General features: G+C 72.7%; 16 protein-coding genes, 1 pseudogene and 1 riboswitch. Of the genes and pseudogenes, 12 read left to right on the forward strand and 5 right to left on the reverse strand.

Annotation, left to right across the window (positions count from 1 at the left end):
- Positions 1-32: 32 nt before the first annotated feature.
- Positions 33-215, reverse strand: a riboswitch (cobalamin riboswitch).
- A gap of 172 nt (positions 216-387) precedes the next feature.
- Positions 388-1,653 carry an MFS transporter gene (locus OP04_RS21040; protein ID WP_232323675.1) on the reverse strand — a complete coding sequence of 422 codons (1,266 nt, stop codon included), beginning with the start codon at positions 1,651-1,653 and terminating at the stop codon, positions 388-390.
- 140 nt (positions 1,654-1,793) lie between these two features.
- Here OP04_RS21040 and OP04_RS21045 point away from each other — a divergent pair, with 140 nt between their 5' ends.
- The 4 genes from OP04_RS21045 to OP04_RS21060 are packed head-to-tail and all read left to right on the forward strand — an operon-like array spanning position 1,794 to position 6,571.
- On the forward strand, positions 1,794-3,338 hold the full coding sequence (locus tag OP04_RS21045) for an ABC transporter substrate-binding protein (RefSeq protein ID WP_063746653.1): 1,545 nt from the start codon (positions 1,794-1,796) through the stop codon (positions 3,336-3,338).
- A gap of 1 nt (position 3,339) precedes the next feature.
- The gene (locus OP04_RS21050) at positions 3,340-4,284 is read left to right on the forward strand and encodes an ABC transporter permease (RefSeq protein WP_033341482.1); all 945 of its coding nucleotides are present in this window, start codon (positions 3,340-3,342) and stop codon (positions 4,282-4,284) included.
- The gene (locus OP04_RS21055) at positions 4,281-5,072 is read left to right on the forward strand and encodes an ABC transporter permease (protein ID WP_033341483.1); all 792 of its coding nucleotides are present in this window, start codon (positions 4,281-4,283) and stop codon (positions 5,070-5,072) included. Before OP04_RS21050 ends, OP04_RS21055 begins: the two co-directional genes overlap by 4 nt.
- Positions 5,069-6,571, forward strand: coding sequence for an ABC transporter ATP-binding protein (locus OP04_RS21060; protein WP_033341484.1), 1,503 nt, complete (start codon positions 5,069-5,071; stop codon positions 6,569-6,571). Before OP04_RS21055 ends, OP04_RS21060 begins: the two co-directional genes overlap by 4 nt.
- Positions 6,572-6,685: 114 nt before the next feature.
- Here OP04_RS21060 and OP04_RS21065 read toward each other — a convergent pair whose 3' ends face one another.
- Complete coding sequence (locus tag OP04_RS21065) at positions 6,686-7,438, reverse strand: class I SAM-dependent methyltransferase (RefSeq protein ID WP_033341485.1); 753 nt, start codon at positions 7,436-7,438, stop codon at positions 6,686-6,688.
- 83 nt (positions 7,439-7,521) lie between these two features.
- Between OP04_RS21065 and alaS the strand changes: the two genes are divergently transcribed.
- From alaS to def, 4 genes are all read left to right on the forward strand, one after another.
- Positions 7,522-10,164, forward strand: coding sequence for an alanine--tRNA ligase (gene alaS / locus OP04_RS21070; RefSeq protein WP_033341486.1), 2,643 nt, complete (start codon positions 7,522-7,524; stop codon positions 10,162-10,164).
- A gap of 4 nt (positions 10,165-10,168) precedes the next feature.
- Positions 10,169-10,450, forward strand: coding sequence for a superoxide dismutase (locus OP04_RS21075; RefSeq protein ID WP_232323676.1), 282 nt, complete (start codon positions 10,169-10,171; stop codon positions 10,448-10,450).
- A gap of 23 nt (positions 10,451-10,473) precedes the next feature.
- Positions 10,474-10,890 carry a Fur family transcriptional regulator gene (locus OP04_RS21080; RefSeq protein ID WP_051798471.1) on the forward strand — a complete coding sequence of 139 codons (417 nt, stop codon included), beginning with the start codon at positions 10,474-10,476 and terminating at the stop codon, positions 10,888-10,890.
- A gap of 66 nt (positions 10,891-10,956) precedes the next feature.
- Positions 10,957-11,487 carry a peptide deformylase gene (gene def / locus OP04_RS21085; protein WP_269746692.1) on the forward strand — a complete coding sequence of 177 codons (531 nt, stop codon included), beginning with the start codon at positions 10,957-10,959 and terminating at the stop codon, positions 11,485-11,487.
- Positions 11,488-11,510: 23 nt separating this feature from the next.
- Here def and OP04_RS21090 read toward each other — a convergent pair whose 3' ends face one another.
- Together OP04_RS21090 and OP04_RS21095 are read right to left on the reverse strand one after the other, a co-directional pair.
- On the reverse strand, positions 11,511-11,768 hold the full coding sequence (locus OP04_RS21090) for a hypothetical protein (protein WP_033341489.1): 258 nt from the start codon (positions 11,766-11,768) through the stop codon (positions 11,511-11,513).
- A complete protein-coding gene (locus OP04_RS21095) occupies positions 11,765-12,391 on the reverse strand; it encodes a superoxide dismutase (RefSeq protein WP_033341490.1) in 627 nt (208 codons plus the stop codon). The genes OP04_RS21090 and OP04_RS21095 overlap by 4 nt, the downstream gene beginning before the upstream one ends.
- 351 nt (positions 12,392-12,742) lie before the next feature.
- Between OP04_RS21095 and OP04_RS21105 the strand changes: the two are divergent.
- The 3 genes and pseudogenes from OP04_RS21105 (at position 12,743) to OP04_RS21110 (ending at position 14,241) form a co-directional block, all read left to right on the forward strand.
- Positions 12,743-13,301 (forward strand): annotated as a pseudogene (locus OP04_RS21105) (ATP-binding cassette domain-containing protein).
- A 146-nt stretch (positions 13,302-13,447) separates the two neighbouring features.
- Positions 13,448-13,621, forward strand: a complete 174-nt coding sequence (locus tag OP04_RS53515) for a hypothetical protein (RefSeq protein ID WP_157240120.1) — start codon at positions 13,448-13,450, stop codon at positions 13,619-13,621.
- The gene (locus OP04_RS21110; RefSeq protein ID WP_033341493.1) at positions 13,618-14,241 is read left to right on the forward strand and encodes a flavodoxin family protein; all 624 of its coding nucleotides are present in this window, start codon (positions 13,618-13,620) and stop codon (positions 14,239-14,241) included. Before OP04_RS53515 ends, OP04_RS21110 begins: the two co-directional genes overlap by 4 nt.
- Before the next feature lie 108 nt (positions 14,242-14,349).
- Here OP04_RS21110 and OP04_RS21115 read toward each other — a convergent pair whose 3' ends face one another.
- Complete coding sequence (locus OP04_RS21115; protein ID WP_157240122.1) at positions 14,350-14,859, reverse strand: siderophore-interacting protein; 510 nt, start codon at positions 14,857-14,859, stop codon at positions 14,350-14,352.
- Positions 14,860-15,073: 214 nt separating this feature from the next.
- On the opposite strand from OP04_RS21115, the gene OP04_RS49880 reads away from it, so the two are divergent.
- Entirely contained in the window at positions 15,074-15,715 is a 642-nt protein-coding gene (locus OP04_RS49880) for a TetR/AcrR family transcriptional regulator (RefSeq protein WP_051798478.1), read from the forward strand.
- Positions 15,716-15,768: the final 53 nt, after the last annotated feature.

Consider the following 15,768-nt stretch of genomic DNA (forward strand, 5'->3'; position numbering starts at 1 on the left):
CTCGGTTCGGCAGACCCCGATCGCGAGGGCCCGGACGAGCACGTGAGCCGACAGGTCTTCGGACTCGGGGTCAGCCGGCGGCACGGCCTTCCCAGGGAGACACTCCCCAGTGGCGATTCGTGCCGCCGTCGCCCTTACCGCTGCGCGCCAGTCCCGGAATCACACCGGAGTTCCCTGGCATCCCACGGGATGCGGTCGACTCGGGGCAGAACGTAGCACGCCGCCGGGCGGGAGACACCGGACTGCCGGGCTCGGCGTGACCTACGTCCCGTGCGTGCCGTGAACGACCCGCACCGTTACTCGGCCGCGCGGGGACGGATGTGCGGCACGGCACGCACGGACCTCAGCTCCGTGGTCGTGCCCGGACGGCGGAACGTTCCGGGGGAGTCACGCCGACGCGGGCGCGCGATCGGGAGAGGGGCGGGCGTCGAGCCGGCCTCGGTGCTGCATGAGCGCGATCGTCCCGCCACCGGCGAGCCCGGCGAGGAGCAACAGCGTGAACGGCGCCCACCTCAGCCCCGCGTGGCCGAGATCGAGCAGCGCGCCCACGCCCGCGCTGATCCCGAACGCGGCCAGCGCCGAGATCAGGTAGAAGTAGCCGTAGTACGTGCCGACCAGCCGTTCGCTGCCGACGACCGGGATCAGCGCGATCAGGAACGGGTGGGTGATCGCGACGCCCACGCTGAACACCAGCGTGCTCACCAGCACCGGCAGCCCGGCCACGACCGTGGACCCGCCGGCCGGCCACGGCGCGGTGAGCGCCACCGGCAGGAAGCCGCCGCCCATCAGCAGCAGCCCGGTCGCGGCCGACCGGCCCGCGCTCCACCGTCTGCGGCACGCCGCGACCAGCGGCACGCCGAGCACGATCCCGGCGACGGTGGAGACGACGAAGACGGCGCTGACCGCGGCCGGATGCCCGGTGACCCGCTCGGCCTCCAGCGGCAGCGCCAGGTAGAGCTGGTTGTAGAGCGCGAAGTACGCCGACCCGGCGAGCGTGAACGCTCCGAAGCGACGGTTTGTCACGACCTCACCCCAGCTGCGCAGCACACCGGTCTTGCCCGCCTGCGGCGCCCGGGGCGGCAGCATCGTCAGCTGGATGACCGTCATGATCGCGAAGATGACCGCGGCGACCGCGCTGACCAGCCGGAAGTCGACGCCGAGCAGCAGCGCGCCGACGACCGGCCCGAGCAGCGTGCCGGCGTTGCCAACGACGTTGGACAGCGCGAACGCCTCGGCCCGGCGTTCGGCGGCCTCGTGCGTGAGGTAGGTCGCCACGGCCGGGCTGAACAGCGCGCCCGCGACCCCGATCAGCACGGTCGCGGTGACGATGCCGGGCAGCGACGTCGTCACCGCGAACAGCCCGAACGCGACGACGCGGAGCCCGCATCCGGCGATGATGATCACGCGGGGGCCGATGTGGTCGGCGACGGTGCCGCCGACCAGGTAGAGGCCCTGCTGGCTGAGCGTGCGGACGCCGATGATCGTGCCGACCAGCGCGGTGGCGAGCCCGAGGTCGTCGCGCAGATAGCCGGCCAGGAACGGCAGCACCATGTAGAAGCCGAGGCAGATGCCGAACTGATTGATGATCAGCATGCGCCCGGCCGGGGTCAGCGCCCGCATCGTCCGCCCGGCCTCGCCGACATGTCCTCGCACCGGCGGACCATAGATCAACGATCGGGGGGTACGCATCGACCTGTCATGATTCTCACTGCAAGGAACTGGCAACAGCAGATCACCGACAATAGGCGCGACGCGGTGGGGATCTGCCCGCCGGTGACCGGCGGGAGCCCCTGGTGAGCAACGCGTGGAGCCGTCGCGGCTTCCTTACCCTGTCCGCCGCCACGGGCGTCACCGCGCTGGTCGGCTGCGGGGCCGGTGAGCAGCCGGAGGCGTCGGCGAGCCCGGTCCGCGGCGGCCGGCTGCGGGCGCTGTTCCCCGGTGGCGGTGAGAAGGAGACGCTCGACCCGCACGTCCCCCCGCTCTTCCTCGACCAGGCCCGGCACAAGGCGATCTTCGACAAGCTGACCGAGCTCGGCCACGACATGCAGCCGGTGCCACGCCTGGCCGAGTCGTGGGAGCCGAACGCGGACGCCACGGTCTGGCGGTTCACGCTGCGCGACGCGAGCTTCCACGACGGCCGCAAACTCACGCCCGACGACGTGCTGTTCAGCCTCGCCCGGATCATGGACCCGGCCGACACCACCAGGCCGGCGAAGTCACTGCTGGCCAACCTGGACCTGGCGAACAGCCGCGCGGCCGGGGCGAACGTGGTGGAACTGGCTGTCAAGGTCCCGACGGCCGAGCTGCCGGTGCTGCTGGCCGGCACCGGCAACGCGATCGTGCCGGCCGGCTACGGCGACCCGGCGAAGGCCGTCGGCACCGGGCCGTTCAGCCTGGTCTCGTTCGAGCGCGGCCGGTCGATGGTCGCCCGCCGATTCGACGGTTTCTGGGGCGGGCCCGCCCACCTCGACGAGCTGCATCTGATCTCCGCCGGGGACGAGACCGCACGCGGCAACGCGCTGGCGGCCGGTGAGGCCGAGTACGCGCACGACATGAGCGCGGTCTACGCGCGCACGAACGAGAACAACCCGGCGGTACGCATCGTCGCGGCCGAGGGCGCGGTCGCGCAGAGCTTCGCGATGCGCACGAACGCGGCGCCGTTCGACAACCCGGACGCCCGGCTCGCCCTGCGCCTGCTCGCCGACCGGCAGCGGCTGATCGACGTCGCGTTCTCCGGCCGCGCGGTGCTCGGCAACGATCTGTTCGGCAAGGGCTTCCGCTACTTCGCCGACGACCTGCCACAGCGTACCCGCGACGTCGATCAGGCGAAGTCACTGCTGGCGCGTGCGGGCCTCACCGGCGCCACGATCCCGCTGCACACCTCCGAGGCTGCGGCCGGCATGGTCACCGCCGCGACGCTGCTGGCCGAGCAGGCGAAGGAGGCCGGCCTCACCCTCGAGGTGCGGCCCCGGGCCAAGGAGACGTACTTCGCCGACATCCTCAACGGCGGGCCCGGCCTGTGGAGTTACCGGGCCGGCAGCATGCCGGTCACCCAGGACCTGGCGCTGCGCATGGTCTCCTCCGCGAAGCAGAACATCACCGCCTGGAACGATCCCGCGTTCGACGCCGCCTGCACCACCGCACAGAGCACCACGGACGACACCGCCCGTACCGGCCTCTACCACGACGTGCAGGCCATCCTGCACGACCGCGGCGGCCTGCTGGTCTGGGGGCACAGCGACTGGCTGATCGCGACCGCGCAGCGGCTGCACGGCGTCGAGGCGGCCCGGCCGAACACGGTGGACTGGGCCCGGTTCGACCAGGTCTGGCTGGCCTGACGTGAGGTACGCCGCTCAGCGTGCCGGCATCGGCGTGCTCCAGCTCGGCGTGCTGCTGGTGCTGGTGTTCGCGCTGAGCGAGGCGCTGCCCGGCGACGCCGCCTACGTCCGGTTCGGCGAGCAGGCCACGCTGGACGACATCGGCGCGCTGCGTACGCGGCTCGGCCTGGACGCGCCCGCGTACGAGCGGTTCCTGTCCTGGGCCGGTGGCCTGTTCACCGGTGACCTCGGCGCGTCGCTGGTCAGTGGCGCGCCGGTGGCCGAGACGCTGACCCGGGCGCTTCCGGTCACGCTGGTGCTGACCGTGGTCACGCTGCTGATCGTGGTGCCGCTGGCCGGCGTGATCGGCACCGTCGCCGGCCTGCGCGAGGGCAGCCGCCTGGACCGGGCACTGTCCACGCTCACCCTGTCGCTGCAGTCCATTCCGGACTTCGTGCTGGCGATCGCGCTGATCACGGTGTTCGCGCTGCAGCTGCGCTGGCTGCCGGCCACCGCGATCGGCGCGGACGCCACCACGCTGCTGACCGCGCCCGCGCTGCTGGTGCTGCCGGTGCTGGTGCTGCTGGCCCGCACCACCTGCCTGCTCGGCCGCCAGGTCCGGGCCGGCGTGATCGGCGCGCTCCACTCGGAGTACGTCGCGCACGCCCGCCGCCTCGGCCTGCCCCGGCACGTGATCCTGCTGCGGCACGTGCTGCCGAACGCGGTCGTCCCGGCCGTGCAGGAGCTGGCCCGGGTCGGCGACGGGCTGCTCGGCGGCGTGCTCGTGGTCGAGGCGGTGTTCGCGATCCCGGGCGTGGCCACCGAGGTCGTCGACGCGGTCCAGGCCCGGGATGTGCCGGTGGTGCAGTCGCTGGTGCTGCTGCTCGGCGCCGCCGCCCTGCTGATCAACCTGGCCGCCGACCTGGCCGCCCACCGGCTGGTGCCCCGGACGGAGACACGGCGATGAGGGCACGAGCCGTGGCCCCGGCGATCATGCTGGCCGTGCCGCTGCTGGCCGCGGTGCTCGGCCCGCTGCTGGCCGGCGCGGTCACCGCCGCCGACGGCCCGCCGTACGCGCCCGCCGGCGGCTCGTACCCGCTCGGCACCGACGGCCTCGGCCGGGACGTGCTCGGCGTGCTGCTGCGCGGCGGCGGGTCCACGCTCGTCGTCGCGATCGGCGCGGTCGCGGTCGCGTACCTGCTCGGCGGCGCCGCCGGGCTGATCGCCGCCTCGGCCCGCCGCCGGGCCGTGGACGAGGCCCTGCTGCGGCCGCTGGACATCCTGCTGGCCGTCCCGTCACTGCTGCTGATCAGCGTGGTCGCGGTCTGGTGGCGGGCCGAGGCGTGGGCGATCGGCCTGATCGTCGCCGTGCTGCACGCGCCCGCCACCGCCCGGCTGGTCCGCGCCGCCGCCCTCGACGCCGCGAGCGGCCCGGTCGCGGAGGCGCTGGCGTTGCAGGGCGAGCCGTGGTGGCGCATCCAGCTCGGCTACGTGCGCCGGGCCGTGCTCCGCCCGGTCGCCGCGGACGTCGGCACCCGGGTCACCGCCGCGGTCTACCTGATCGCCTCGGTCAACTTCCTCGGCCTCGGCCTGGACCCGACCTCGGCGGACTGGGCGGTCGCGATCGCCCACAACCGCGGCGCACTGCTGCTGCAACCCTGGTCCGTGCTGGCCCCGGCCGCGATGATCGTGCTGTTCACCGTCGGCCTCAACCTCCTCTGGGACACCATGACCGACTCGACGGCCGCCCGATGACCGCGCTCGTCACGGTGCGCGGGCTGACCGCCCGCGCCGGGGACCGGACGCTGGTCGACGATGTGTCGTTCGACCTGGTCGCGGGCCGGATCACGGCGCTGGTCGGCCCGTCCGGCAGCGGCAAGACCACGACCGCGCTCGCCCTGCACGGCGAACACCATCCCGGGGTACGCCTCAGCGGGCGCGTCACCGTCGACGGCCGAGAGATCATCGGCGCGGACGGCGTGCTCGCCGGCGCGGCGGCGGTCCGCGGCCGGATCGTCGCGCACCTGACCCAGCATCCCGGCGCCGCGCTGAACCCGGCCCGGCGGGTCGGCGGCGTGCTCCGCGAGATCGCCCGCGCCCACCGCGGCGGCGACGACACCGCGGTGACGGACGCGCTGCGGCAGGCCCGGCTGGACGACGGACGCGCGCTGCGACGTCGGTTCCCGCACCAGTTCTCCGGCGGGCAGCGGCAGCGCGTCGTGCTGGCCGAGGCCCTCGCCTGCGGGCCGCGCGTGCTGGTGCTGGACGAGCCGACCACCGGCCTGGACGCGGTCACCAAGGCCTACGTGCTGACCGAACTGACCGAACTCGCCCGCGCCGGGATGGCGATCCTGCTGCTCAGCCACGACCTGCCGGTGGTCCGCGCGCTCGCCGATCAGGTGGTGTCGCTGCGGGCCGGCCGGGTGGAGGCGGCCGGGACGGTGGGGGAGACGCTGCCGGCCGCGAAGCCGTGGGCGTTCGCGGCGCCGGGCGGCGCGGACGCCGTACCCTCGCTGGAAGTTTTTGATCTTGAGGCGTGGCACCGGCGGGCGCGCGTGCTGCACGGCGTCTCGCTCACGCTGGCGCCCGGCCGGTGCGAGGGCCTGGTCGGCGCGTCCGGCAGCGGCAAGACCACGCTCGCCCGGTGCGTCGCCGGCCTGCACGACCGGATGACCGGGCGGGTCCTGCTCGACGGCCGCCCGCTGCCGCCGCTGCGCCGCCGCGACCGGGAGCTGCGCCGCCGCGTGCAGTATGTCTGGCAGGAGGTCCGCGGCTCGTTCGAACCGCACCGCCCGGTCCTGGCCGAGGTGGCCCGCACCGCGGTCCGGCTGCGCGGACTGACCGCGACCGCGGCCGAGCACGAGGCGCTCGTCCTGCTGGATCGCCTCGGCGTCGGCGAGGGGACCGCGCGCCGTGACCCGGCCGGGCTGTCCGGCGGCGAACTGCAGCGCGCGGCCGTGGCCCGGGCGCTGCTCGCCGAGCCGGACGTGCTGATCTGCGACGAGGTCACCACCGCGCTCGACGAGACCGCCGCGCGCGCCGTGCGGGACGTACTCGCCGAGGCCCGGCGGGACCGCGGCGTCGCGATGCTGCTGATCACCCACGATCTCGCGACCGCCTGCGCCGACGCCGACCACCTCCGGGTGATCGACGACGGCCGCATCGTCGACTCCGGCCCGCCGTCCCGGCTGGTGGCCGCGCCGGGCAGCGAGACGACCGCGCTGCTGCTGCGCGCGGCGGCACCGGCCGGTTAGCGCGCGACCGGATCACGCCGCAGACCGCCGGCACCCGACACGCACGCTCAGGAACGGCGTCCGTAGGACCGTGCTGCCGGGGCGGCACGTGTCTCGGCCCCGGTCGCCGCCGCGTCAGCGGATCGCGACCAGCAGGGTCCGGTCCGCGACCTGCCGAAGCGTGCCGACCTCGGTGAACCCTGCTTCGCGGAGCGCGGTCGTGAACTCGGCGACGGTGGTCGCGGCCCGGCGGCTGCGGTCGGCGAACCGGCGCTCCCGCTCGGCCAGCAGCGCGGTCATCGCCGGCTCCTGCGCCAGCGCCGCCCACCATGCGGCCCAGTCCTCCACGCCGTCGGCGGCCGGCGGATCCAGCGTCGGCTCCCGGAACTCCACCGCCAGCTCCTGCAGCCGTGGCGTGTTCGCGTCCGGCGGGATCGTGTCGTAGTTGGCGAACACGCCGCCCGGCCGGATCCGCTTGCCGAGCGTGGCCATCAACCGGGCGGTGTCGTCCGGGTCGAGCCAGTGCAGCGCGGTCGCGGACAGCACCGCGTCGAGCGGCTCGTCACCGAGCCGGTCGGCCCACCGCGGGTCGCGCAGGTCCGCCTCGATCCACTCGATCGTGTCGCCGAGCGTGCGACGGCCGAGCTCCATCAGCGCTGGATCCAGGTCCACACCGAACACGTCCGCATCCGGCCAGCGGGTGCGGGCCCTCCAGGCGAGGCCGCCGGGACCACAAGCCAGATCAAGAACCCGCGTGGGTACGCCGGCGACGCGCTCGACGATGTCCAGCATGAGCGCGAACACGTGGTCGCGGTCCGGCACGTACAGCTCCTGCTGCCGGTCCCAGCGCTCGACCCACGAGGCGGCGTTGATCTCTGCGGTATGCACGCGGCGAGCGTACCCGGGCAGACGATCTACTGTCATTGCCCATATGATGCAGTTGCAAACTTATGGCAATAAGGGGTGCTCTGGTGCAGACGGCGGAGATCAAGCGGCGCTTCCTGGCGCACTTCGAGGGCAACGGGCACACGGTGGTGCCGTCGGCGCCGCTGCCGGCGATCGCGGACCCGAACCTGTTGTTCATCAACGCGGGCATGGTCCAGTTCGTGCCGTTCTTCCTCGGCCAGCGCACCCCGCCCTACGCCACGGCCACGTCCGTGCAGAAGTGCATCCGCACGCCGGACATCGACGAGGTCGGCAAGACCTCCCGGCACGGCACGTTCTTCCAGATGAACGGCAACTTCTCGTTCGGCGACTACTTCAAGGCCGGCGCGATCCGGCTGGCCTGGGAGCTGTCGACGAAGCCGGTCTCCGAGGGTGGCTTCGGCCTGGACCCGTCGCGGATCTGGGCGACGGTCTACCTGGACGACGACGAGGCCTACGAGCTGTGGCGCGAGACCGGGGTGCCGGCCGAGCGGATCGTGCGGCGCGGGAAGGCCGACAACTTCTGGTCGATGGGCATCCCCGGCCCGGCCGGCCCGTGTTCGGAGCTGTACTACGACCGCGGCCCCGCCTACGGCGCTTCCGGTGGGCCTGAGGTCGACGAGGACCGTTACCTGGAGTTCTGGAACCTCGTCTTCATGCAGTACGAGATCGCGAACGTGCGCAGCAAGACCGAGTTCGACATCGTCGGCGAGCTGCCGCACAAGAACATCGACACCGGCATGGGCCTGGAGCGGATGGCGTCCATCCTGCAGGGCGTCGACAACCTCTACGAGATCGACGAGGTCCGGCCGATCCTGGCCAAGGCCGCGGAGCTGACCGGCAAGGTCTACGGCGCCCACTCCGGTCAGGCCGCGTCCGAATCGCACCCGGACGACGTGCGGCTGCGGGTGATCGCCGACCACGTGCGGACCGCGCTGATGCTGATCGGCGACGGGGTGACACCCTCGAACGAAGGCCGGGGGTACGTGCTGCGCCGGATCATGCGCCGGGCGATCCGCTCGATGCGACTGCTCGGCTGGCAGGACAAGGCGCTGCCGCACCTGCTGCCGGTCGCCCGGGACTGCATGGCACCGTCCTACCCGGAGCTCTCCGCGGACTTCGACCGGATCTCCGCCGCGGCGTACGCGGAGGAGGACACGTTCCTGAGCACGCTGCGCGCCGGGACCACCATCCTGGACACCGCGATCACCGATACCCGGGCCGCGGGCGGCAAGCGCCTCTCCGGGGAGATGGCGTTCCAGCTGCACGACACGTACGGCTTCCCGATCGACCTGACCCTGGAGATCGCCGCCGAGCAGGGCCTCGACGTGGACGCGGACGGGTTCCGGGCGCTGATGGCCGAACAGCGCGCCCGCGCCAAGGCCGACGCGAAGGCCCGCAAGACCGGGCACGCGGACCTGTCGGCGTATCGGCAAGTCCTGGACGCGACCGGGCCGACCGAGTGGCGTGCCTACGACACCCTCGACACCGACTCGCGGGTGCTGGCGATCTGGTCCGGCGGGACGACGGCGCACCGGGCCGGCGCCGGCGAGATCGTCACGGTCGCGCTGGACCGGACCCCGTTCTACGCGGAGAGCGGCGGGCAGGACTCCGACGCCGGCCTGCTCACCGGCCCGAATCTGCGCGCCGAGGTGATCGATGTGCAGCGGCCGGTCAAGGGCCTGATCGCGCACACCGTCCGGATCCTCGACGGCGAGCTCGCGGCCGGCGACGCGGTGCACGCCGCGGTCGACCCGGAGTGGCGGACCGGCGCGCGGCAGGCGCACTCCGGCACCCACGTCGTGCACGCGGCGCTGCGGCACGTGCTCGGCCCGACCGCGTTGCAGTCCGGCTCGTACAACCGGCCCGGCTATCTGCGTCTGGACTTCGCCTGGCGCGGCGGCCTGTCCGACGCGACGCGCTCCGAGGTCGAGGAGGTCGCGAACCTCGCCATCCGCCGTGACCTGCCGGTCGGCGTCCGCTACGTGCCGCTTGCGCAGGCCCGTGCCGAGGGTGCGATCGCGTTGTTCGGCGAGACCTACGACGAGCAGGTCCGGGTCGTGGAGATCGGCGGCGACTGGTCCCGGGAACTGTGCGGCGGCACGCACGTCGACCGGTCCGCGCAGATCGGCTCGCTCGCGCTCACCGGCGAGTCGTCGGTCGGCGCCGGCCAGCGCCGCATCGAGGCGGTCACCGGCATCGAGGCGTTCCGCTACCTCGCCCGCGAACGTGACCTGGTCGGCCGGATCGCCGCCCAGCTCAAGGCCCGCCCCGAGGAGCTGCCGGACCGGGTGGCCGCGATGATGGCGCGGATGAAGCAGGTCGAGCGGGAGGCCGCGGACCTGCGCGACCGGCTCGTCGACCTGGATGCCGAGGGGTACGCGGCGAACGCCGCCGACATCAATAGCATCGCCTACGTCGGCGTGACCACGACCGGCGACGGCAAGCGGCTCGCGGAGAAGGTCCGCGACCGGCTCGGCAACCGGCCGGGCGTGGTCGGCGTGGTCGCGGGCACCGGCGTGGCCGTCGCGGTCACACCGTCCGGGGTGGAGCGTGGCCTGTCCGCCGCGGACCTGGTCAAGCTGCTGCTGGCCGGTCGAGGCGGCGGCAGCGCCGGATTCGCCCAGGGCAAGGCGATCGGCGACCCGGCCGCGCTGCTGGTCCGGCTCCGGGACCTCACCGCGGCATGAACCGGTGTCCGAGGCGCCGGGGCGGCCCGGCATGAGCCGCGACGCGGTGCTGCTGGCCGGGATGCAGCACGCCGCCGGGGTGATCGCGGCCCGCCGCCGCGGTGACCTCGACGGCGCGACCGCGCTGCTGCGCGCGTTCACCGACGACGCGGACTGCGCGCACGCGTTCCTGCTGCTCACCGAGCTGGCGCTGACCATAGTCGCCGAGGAGACCGGCCAGGACCTGCAGACCGTCGTACGCGAGGTCTCGCTGCGCATCGCCGCGCTGGCCGCCGCCGTCGACTGACCGGCGGGTGGAGGAGGGAATCGATGAGCGACCGCGCCGGCCATGCCTGGCAGCGCCTCACCGAGATCGGAGCCCGCCGGACGCAGGCCCGCGCCCTGGTGATCGAGGTGCTCGCCGCGGCACCGGGCCACCTGTCGGCCGCCGACATTCACCGGAGGATCGCATCGGTACGGCCGGAGGTGAACCTGACGACCGTCTACCGCACCACGTCGTTCCTGGTCGGGCAGGGCATCGCGCATCTGCTGGAGTGGCCGGGCGAGGCGATGTACGGCCTGAACGACCACCCGCACGTGCACGCGGTCTGCGACCGGTGCGGCGCCCACTCCGAGATACCGGCCGCACGACTCGACGGAGTGCTCGCCGAGGCCCGTCGCTGCGGCGACCTCGGCCTGCAGCCGGCAGGGATGGCCCTGTTCGGCCGGTGCCACGACTGCACCTGAATATCCGCTACCCACGACTGCGAGAGGAGGCGTCGATGCCGATCACCCCAGGGCACCGCACGCGAGATCACCTACTACGGCAATCCGGTCCTGCACCGGCGCTGCGCCGACGTCACCGTCTTCGACCAGGCCCTGTCCGATCTGATCGACGACATGTTCGCCTCGATGTACGCCGCCCAGGGCGTCGGCCTGGCCGCGAACCAGATCGGCGTCGACGCCCGGATCTTCGTCTACGACTGCCCGGACGGCGACGGCGTGAACGTGGTCGGCCACGTCATCAACCCGGTCCTGGAGACCGGCTTCGCGCTGGCCGGCACCAGCGAGGACACCGAGGGCTGCCTGTCCGTCCCGGGCCCGCGCGCGGCCGTCTCCCGGTCCGTGATCGCGACCGTGCGCGGCGTCGACCTGCACGGAAACCCGATAACGATCTCCGGGACCGGCTACTTCGCCCGCTGCCTGCAACACGAGACCGACCACCTCGACGGCACCCTCTACGTGGACCGGCTGCCCGCCACGCAACGTGACGCACTGCTGCGCGAGGCCGGCCTTGAGCAGCACGGCCGCCCGGCACGTCCGTCTCACCGGCCCGGCCGGTGAGACGGACGCACGGGGCTGATGGGTCAGGCCGCTTCCGCGCCGGGCGGCAACTCGACCGACTCCATGAGCAGCGTCAGTTCCTGGACCAGCTCGTCCATGCTCTGCCCGGTGTGTGTCCGGACCAGGCTCAGGGCCAGCTCCGCGAGCAGACAGAACCCGCGGGTCTTGCCGGCCTCGTCCGGGAACGACGCCAGCAGGGCCTCCGCGCCGGCGAAGTCACCGCGGTGCTTGGCCGCGATGACCCCGGCCGCACGTTGCGCCGCCTGGAACGCGTCCGTCACGGCGCGATGATGATCGGGTTCCCGGCCGCACGGGCCGCGTCGAAGCGCTTGGTGACGTCGGTCCAGTTGACCAGGTTCCACAGGCGGTCGACGTAGTCCGGACGGACGTTCTTGTACTGCAGGTAGTAGGCGTGCTCCCAGGCGTCGAAGACCAGGATCGGCGTGGAGCCCTGGCCGACGTTGCCGTGGTGGTCGTAGATCTGCTCCACGATCAGGCGCTGCGACAGCGGCTCCCAGGCCAGCACGCCCCAACCGGAGCCCTGCACACCCTTGGTCGCGGTGGACAGCTGCCCGGCGAACGCCTCGAAGCTGCCGAAGTGCTCGACGATCGCGGCCTCCAGCTCACCCTCGGGCCGGTCCCCGCCCTCCGGGGACAGGTTGTTCCAGAAGATGGAGTGGAGCACGTGCCCGGACAGGTTGAACGCCAGCGTCTTCTCCAGGCCGACCAGCGTGGAGTAGTCGCCCTTGTCGCGGGCCTCGGCGAGCTGGTCGAGCGTGTCGTTGCTGCCCTTGACATACGCCGCGTGGTGCTTGCTGTGGTGCAGCTCCAGGATCTGCCCGGACATGGCCGGCTCGAGTGCGCCGTAGTCGTAGGGCATGTCGGGAAGCGTGTAGACGGCCATCGTCTACCCCTTTCGTTTCTGTTCGTCGCGATCAGGCGGTCGCGCCGCTATTGCCAATCTATGGCAACAACCCATGATCTCTAAGAAGCACGCCCCGTGAGTCGGCTCTCCTGTGGATCCGGTGTGGACGGGCGGCCGAACGTGCTGACGCCCGGTACCGGTAGCGCCGCCGCGCCGGCGGCCGCGGTCAGCACGGCGGCGGCGACGAGGGTGGGCTGTGCCCCCACGGTCGCGACGACGGGGCCGGTGCGCTGTGGCCGTGGTTCTGGCTGCTGGTCGCGCTGATCCCGGCCCACCAGCCTGGCGCTCGTCGGGCACTCCGGCGCGGGGAAGTCCACCAGCGCCCACCCGTTGCTGTGCTTCCAGGACCCGCAGCACGGCCGGATCACGATCGGGGGCACCGGCCTGCACGACCTGCCGCTCGACCGGCTGCGGGAACTCGTCGCGTTCGTACCCCAGGAGGCTTATCTGTTCCATGGCAGCGTCGCCGACAACCTGCGGCCTCGCCGACCCACACACCACCACCGACGACCTTGTCCGTGCCGCCCGCGCGGCCGGCGCGCACGAGTTCATCACCGCGCTGCCCGACGGCTACGACACCACGGTGGGGGAGCGCGGCGCGCGGCTGTCCGGCGCGCAACGCCAGCGGATCGCACTGGCCCGTGCGCTGCTCACCACCGTGCCGGTCCTCGTTCTCGACGAGCCGGTGTCCAACCTCGACGCCGAGACCGAACGCGTCCTGGCCGAGGCGATGACCGGGATCATCACCGCGACACGGGCGAACACCGCCGCGATCACCAGATATCAGCTCCGCCGCGTGCAAGCAGGCCGGCTCTTCGGCCGGAAACGGTTGCGGAGCGTATCAGCGCTGGCTGGGAGATGCCGCATCGCTGTTCTGCCATACGGCTGAGCCCGACCGACGGCCGTTTCGTGTACGCCGCCGACGACCGTAAATGATCGGTTTGATGGTGATATATCGCGGGAATGTGGCCGGTAGGTCGATGCATCGCCTCGGGTGGGACCTGGCGGTGGGCCGCTTAGCGATGGGGGAAAACCGTGGACGGAATTGTTCTGCTGAGGGAAGACCACGTGCTGGAGTCCGTCGAGGAGCACCACGTGGGGGCGTGGCTGCTGTCGGAGCTGTCGGAGCTCGATCCCGCTGACGAGACGTTCGATGCGAAGGCCCAGGCGCCCACCGACCCGCTCGCGCTGATGCCGGCCGCGTCATGACCGCGGCGCCCGCACCGCTGTCGGCGGTGGTCCTGGTCTGCACGCTGAAATCCGGCGGTACGGAGTCCAGCAGCGAGAAGCTCGGCCGGGAGGTCGTGACGGCCCTGTCCGGGTACGGGGTCTCCGCGGAAGTGATCAGGGTCGCGGACCGGAACGTGAAGTTCGGCGTCAGCCTCGACGAGGGCGACGGTGACGGGTGGCCGGCGATCCGGGAGAAGATCCTCGCGGCGCAGATCCTGGTCATCGCGACCCCGATCTGGATGGGCCAGCCCGCGAGCATCGCCAAGGTCGTGCTGGAGCGCCTGGACGCCGAACTGGCCGAGACCGACGATCAGGGGCGGCTGCTGACGTTCGGCAAGGTCGCGGCGGTCGCGGTCGTCGGCAACGAGGACGGTGCCCATCACGTGTGCGCGGAGGTGTTCCAGGCGCTCAACGACGTCGGCTTCACCATCCCGGCGGCCGGCGGGACGTACTGGGTCGGCGAGGCGATGGCGAAGACCGACTACACCGACGCCGGCCCCAAGCCGGACACGACCGGGAAGGCGACCGCCACGCTCGCGGCCAACGTGGCGCACCTCGCGCGACTGCTCAACGACCACCCCTACCCGCCCGCAGGCTGACACCTCGGCAGCGCCACCGGGCACGCCCCGGCGGCGCTGCGATCGGCACCATCCGGCACCGGAAGGACCGCAGGATCCAGCCCAGGGGAACGCCGGCGTCGACCGGCATCAGCCCACCGCCTTGCCGCGGATCCAGTAGTACTGGGTGTGCTGGCGGTCCTTCGGCAGGCGCCACTGCTTGCGGACCAGGTCGCGGACCGCGGCGACGTCCTGGCGTTCGCCGGCGGCCCAGACGTAGCAGTCGGCGTGGTCCAGGTCGAGGGCCCCGAGGCAGGCGACCTGCTCGGCCCCGGTGCCGGTCACGGTCACCGTCGTGCCGGCGCGCGGCCGCAGCACGCTCGCTGCGTCGTCGTGGTCGCCGGTCAGGATGACGTGCGTGCGCGCCCCGTCGGGCAGCGCGCCGAGCAGCGAGTTGATCGCGGGCAGCGCCGAGGCGTCGCCGGCGAGCACGTAGGTGCCGATGCCGGGATCGGGGGCGAGCCGGGCCGGGGTGAACGAGAAGTCGACCGTGTCACCGGCGGCGGCCTGCCGCGCCCAGCGCGCGGCCGGTCCGGTGGGCTCGTGCACGTCCCGGGCGCCCATCGCGCGCAGGACGGTGCGTTGCCAGTTCACTGCCATGGTGTTCAGCTCTCCTGAGAAGTGAGGTGCAGGCCGGCCGGCGGCGCGGGAGTGTTCGTGCCGGAACGCGGCGTAGCGCCCGCCGCGGACGGGCCGCAGCACGTGCGCTGTCTCCGTGCCCGTGTTCCCACCTTTCTCAAAGGGTGTGGGAAACTCGGCGACAGCGTAACCACGAATCACGGATTAGGGAAGCCTTACCTAACTTGGAGGTCGCATGGCGGTCGGACGGCCGGCCCGGATCTCACGCGCCGACATCGTGGACGCGGTCCTGGAGCTGGGATTCGACGCCGCGACGGCGTCGGCCGTGGCCCGCCGGCTACGGGTCGACACCTCCACGCTGTACGGGCACGTGAAGAACACGGCGGACATGCTCGACGCCGCCGCCGAAGCGGCCGTGGCCGGCGCACCGTGGCCGGCCCCCACCGGCCCGTGGCGCGACTACCTGATCGCCTGCGCCGAGGCGATGTGGGCGATGTTCGAGGCCACCCCGGGCCTCGCCCACCGGCTGCGGACCATGGTCAGCGTGCCGCCCTCGCTCGCGAGGCTGTCGGCCGAGGTCACCACGCACCTGCTGGCCGAACTGCACTGCGACGTACGGTTCGCCGTGCTGATCATCGACACCATCGGCGACATGACCATCGACTCGCATCTGACGGTCGAGGCGCTCGACGCCCCCGTACCCGGTGTCCCGGGCGCCCCGACCGGCCGGGAACAGGCTCTGCGGCACGCCGGCAGCGGCCCCTACGCCGAGGTGCTGCGGGACGCGATGGGCGAGCCGGGCGCGCCGGGCACGTGGTGGCGCGACAAGCTCGACCTCGTGCTCGACGGCATCGCGTACCGCCTCGAGCGCGGTTGATGGCCATCGAGGGCCGCTCCGGTAGGCACCTCCGGTGCGGATTGCCGGGCCGC

This window comes from Catenuloplanes japonicus, from assembly GCF_000717135.1.
Lineage (GTDB): Bacteria > Actinomycetota > Actinomycetes > Mycobacteriales > Micromonosporaceae > Catenuloplanes > Catenuloplanes japonicus.

What these genes read in the sequence shown, in the direction of transcription:
- OP04_RS21055 (WP_033341483.1), top strand. Translation starts at nt 4,281, where the DNA reads ATGAGGGCACGAGCCGTGGCCCCGGCGATCATGCTGGCCGTGCCGCTG.
- OP04_RS21060 (WP_033341484.1), top strand. Translation starts at nt 5,069, where the DNA reads ATGACCGCGCTCGTCACGGTGCGCGGGCTGACCGCCCGCGCCGGGGAC.
- OP04_RS21080 (WP_051798471.1), top strand. Translation starts at nt 10,474, where the DNA reads ATGAGCGACCGCGCCGGCCATGCCTGGCAGCGCCTCACCGAGATCGGA.
- OP04_RS21095 (WP_033341490.1), bottom strand. Translation starts at nt 12,391, where the DNA reads ATGGCCGTCTACACGCTTCCCGACATGCCCTACGACTACGGCGCACTC.
- OP04_RS21110 (WP_033341493.1), top strand. Translation starts at nt 13,618, where the DNA reads ATGACCGCGGCGCCCGCACCGCTGTCGGCGGTGGTCCTGGTCTGCACG.
- OP04_RS21115 (WP_157240122.1), bottom strand. Translation starts at nt 14,859, where the DNA reads ATGGCAGTGAACTGGCAACGCACCGTCCTGCGCGCGATGGGCGCCCGG.
- OP04_RS49880 (WP_051798478.1), top strand. Translation starts at nt 15,074, where the DNA reads ATGGCGGTCGGACGGCCGGCCCGGATCTCACGCGCCGACATCGTGGAC.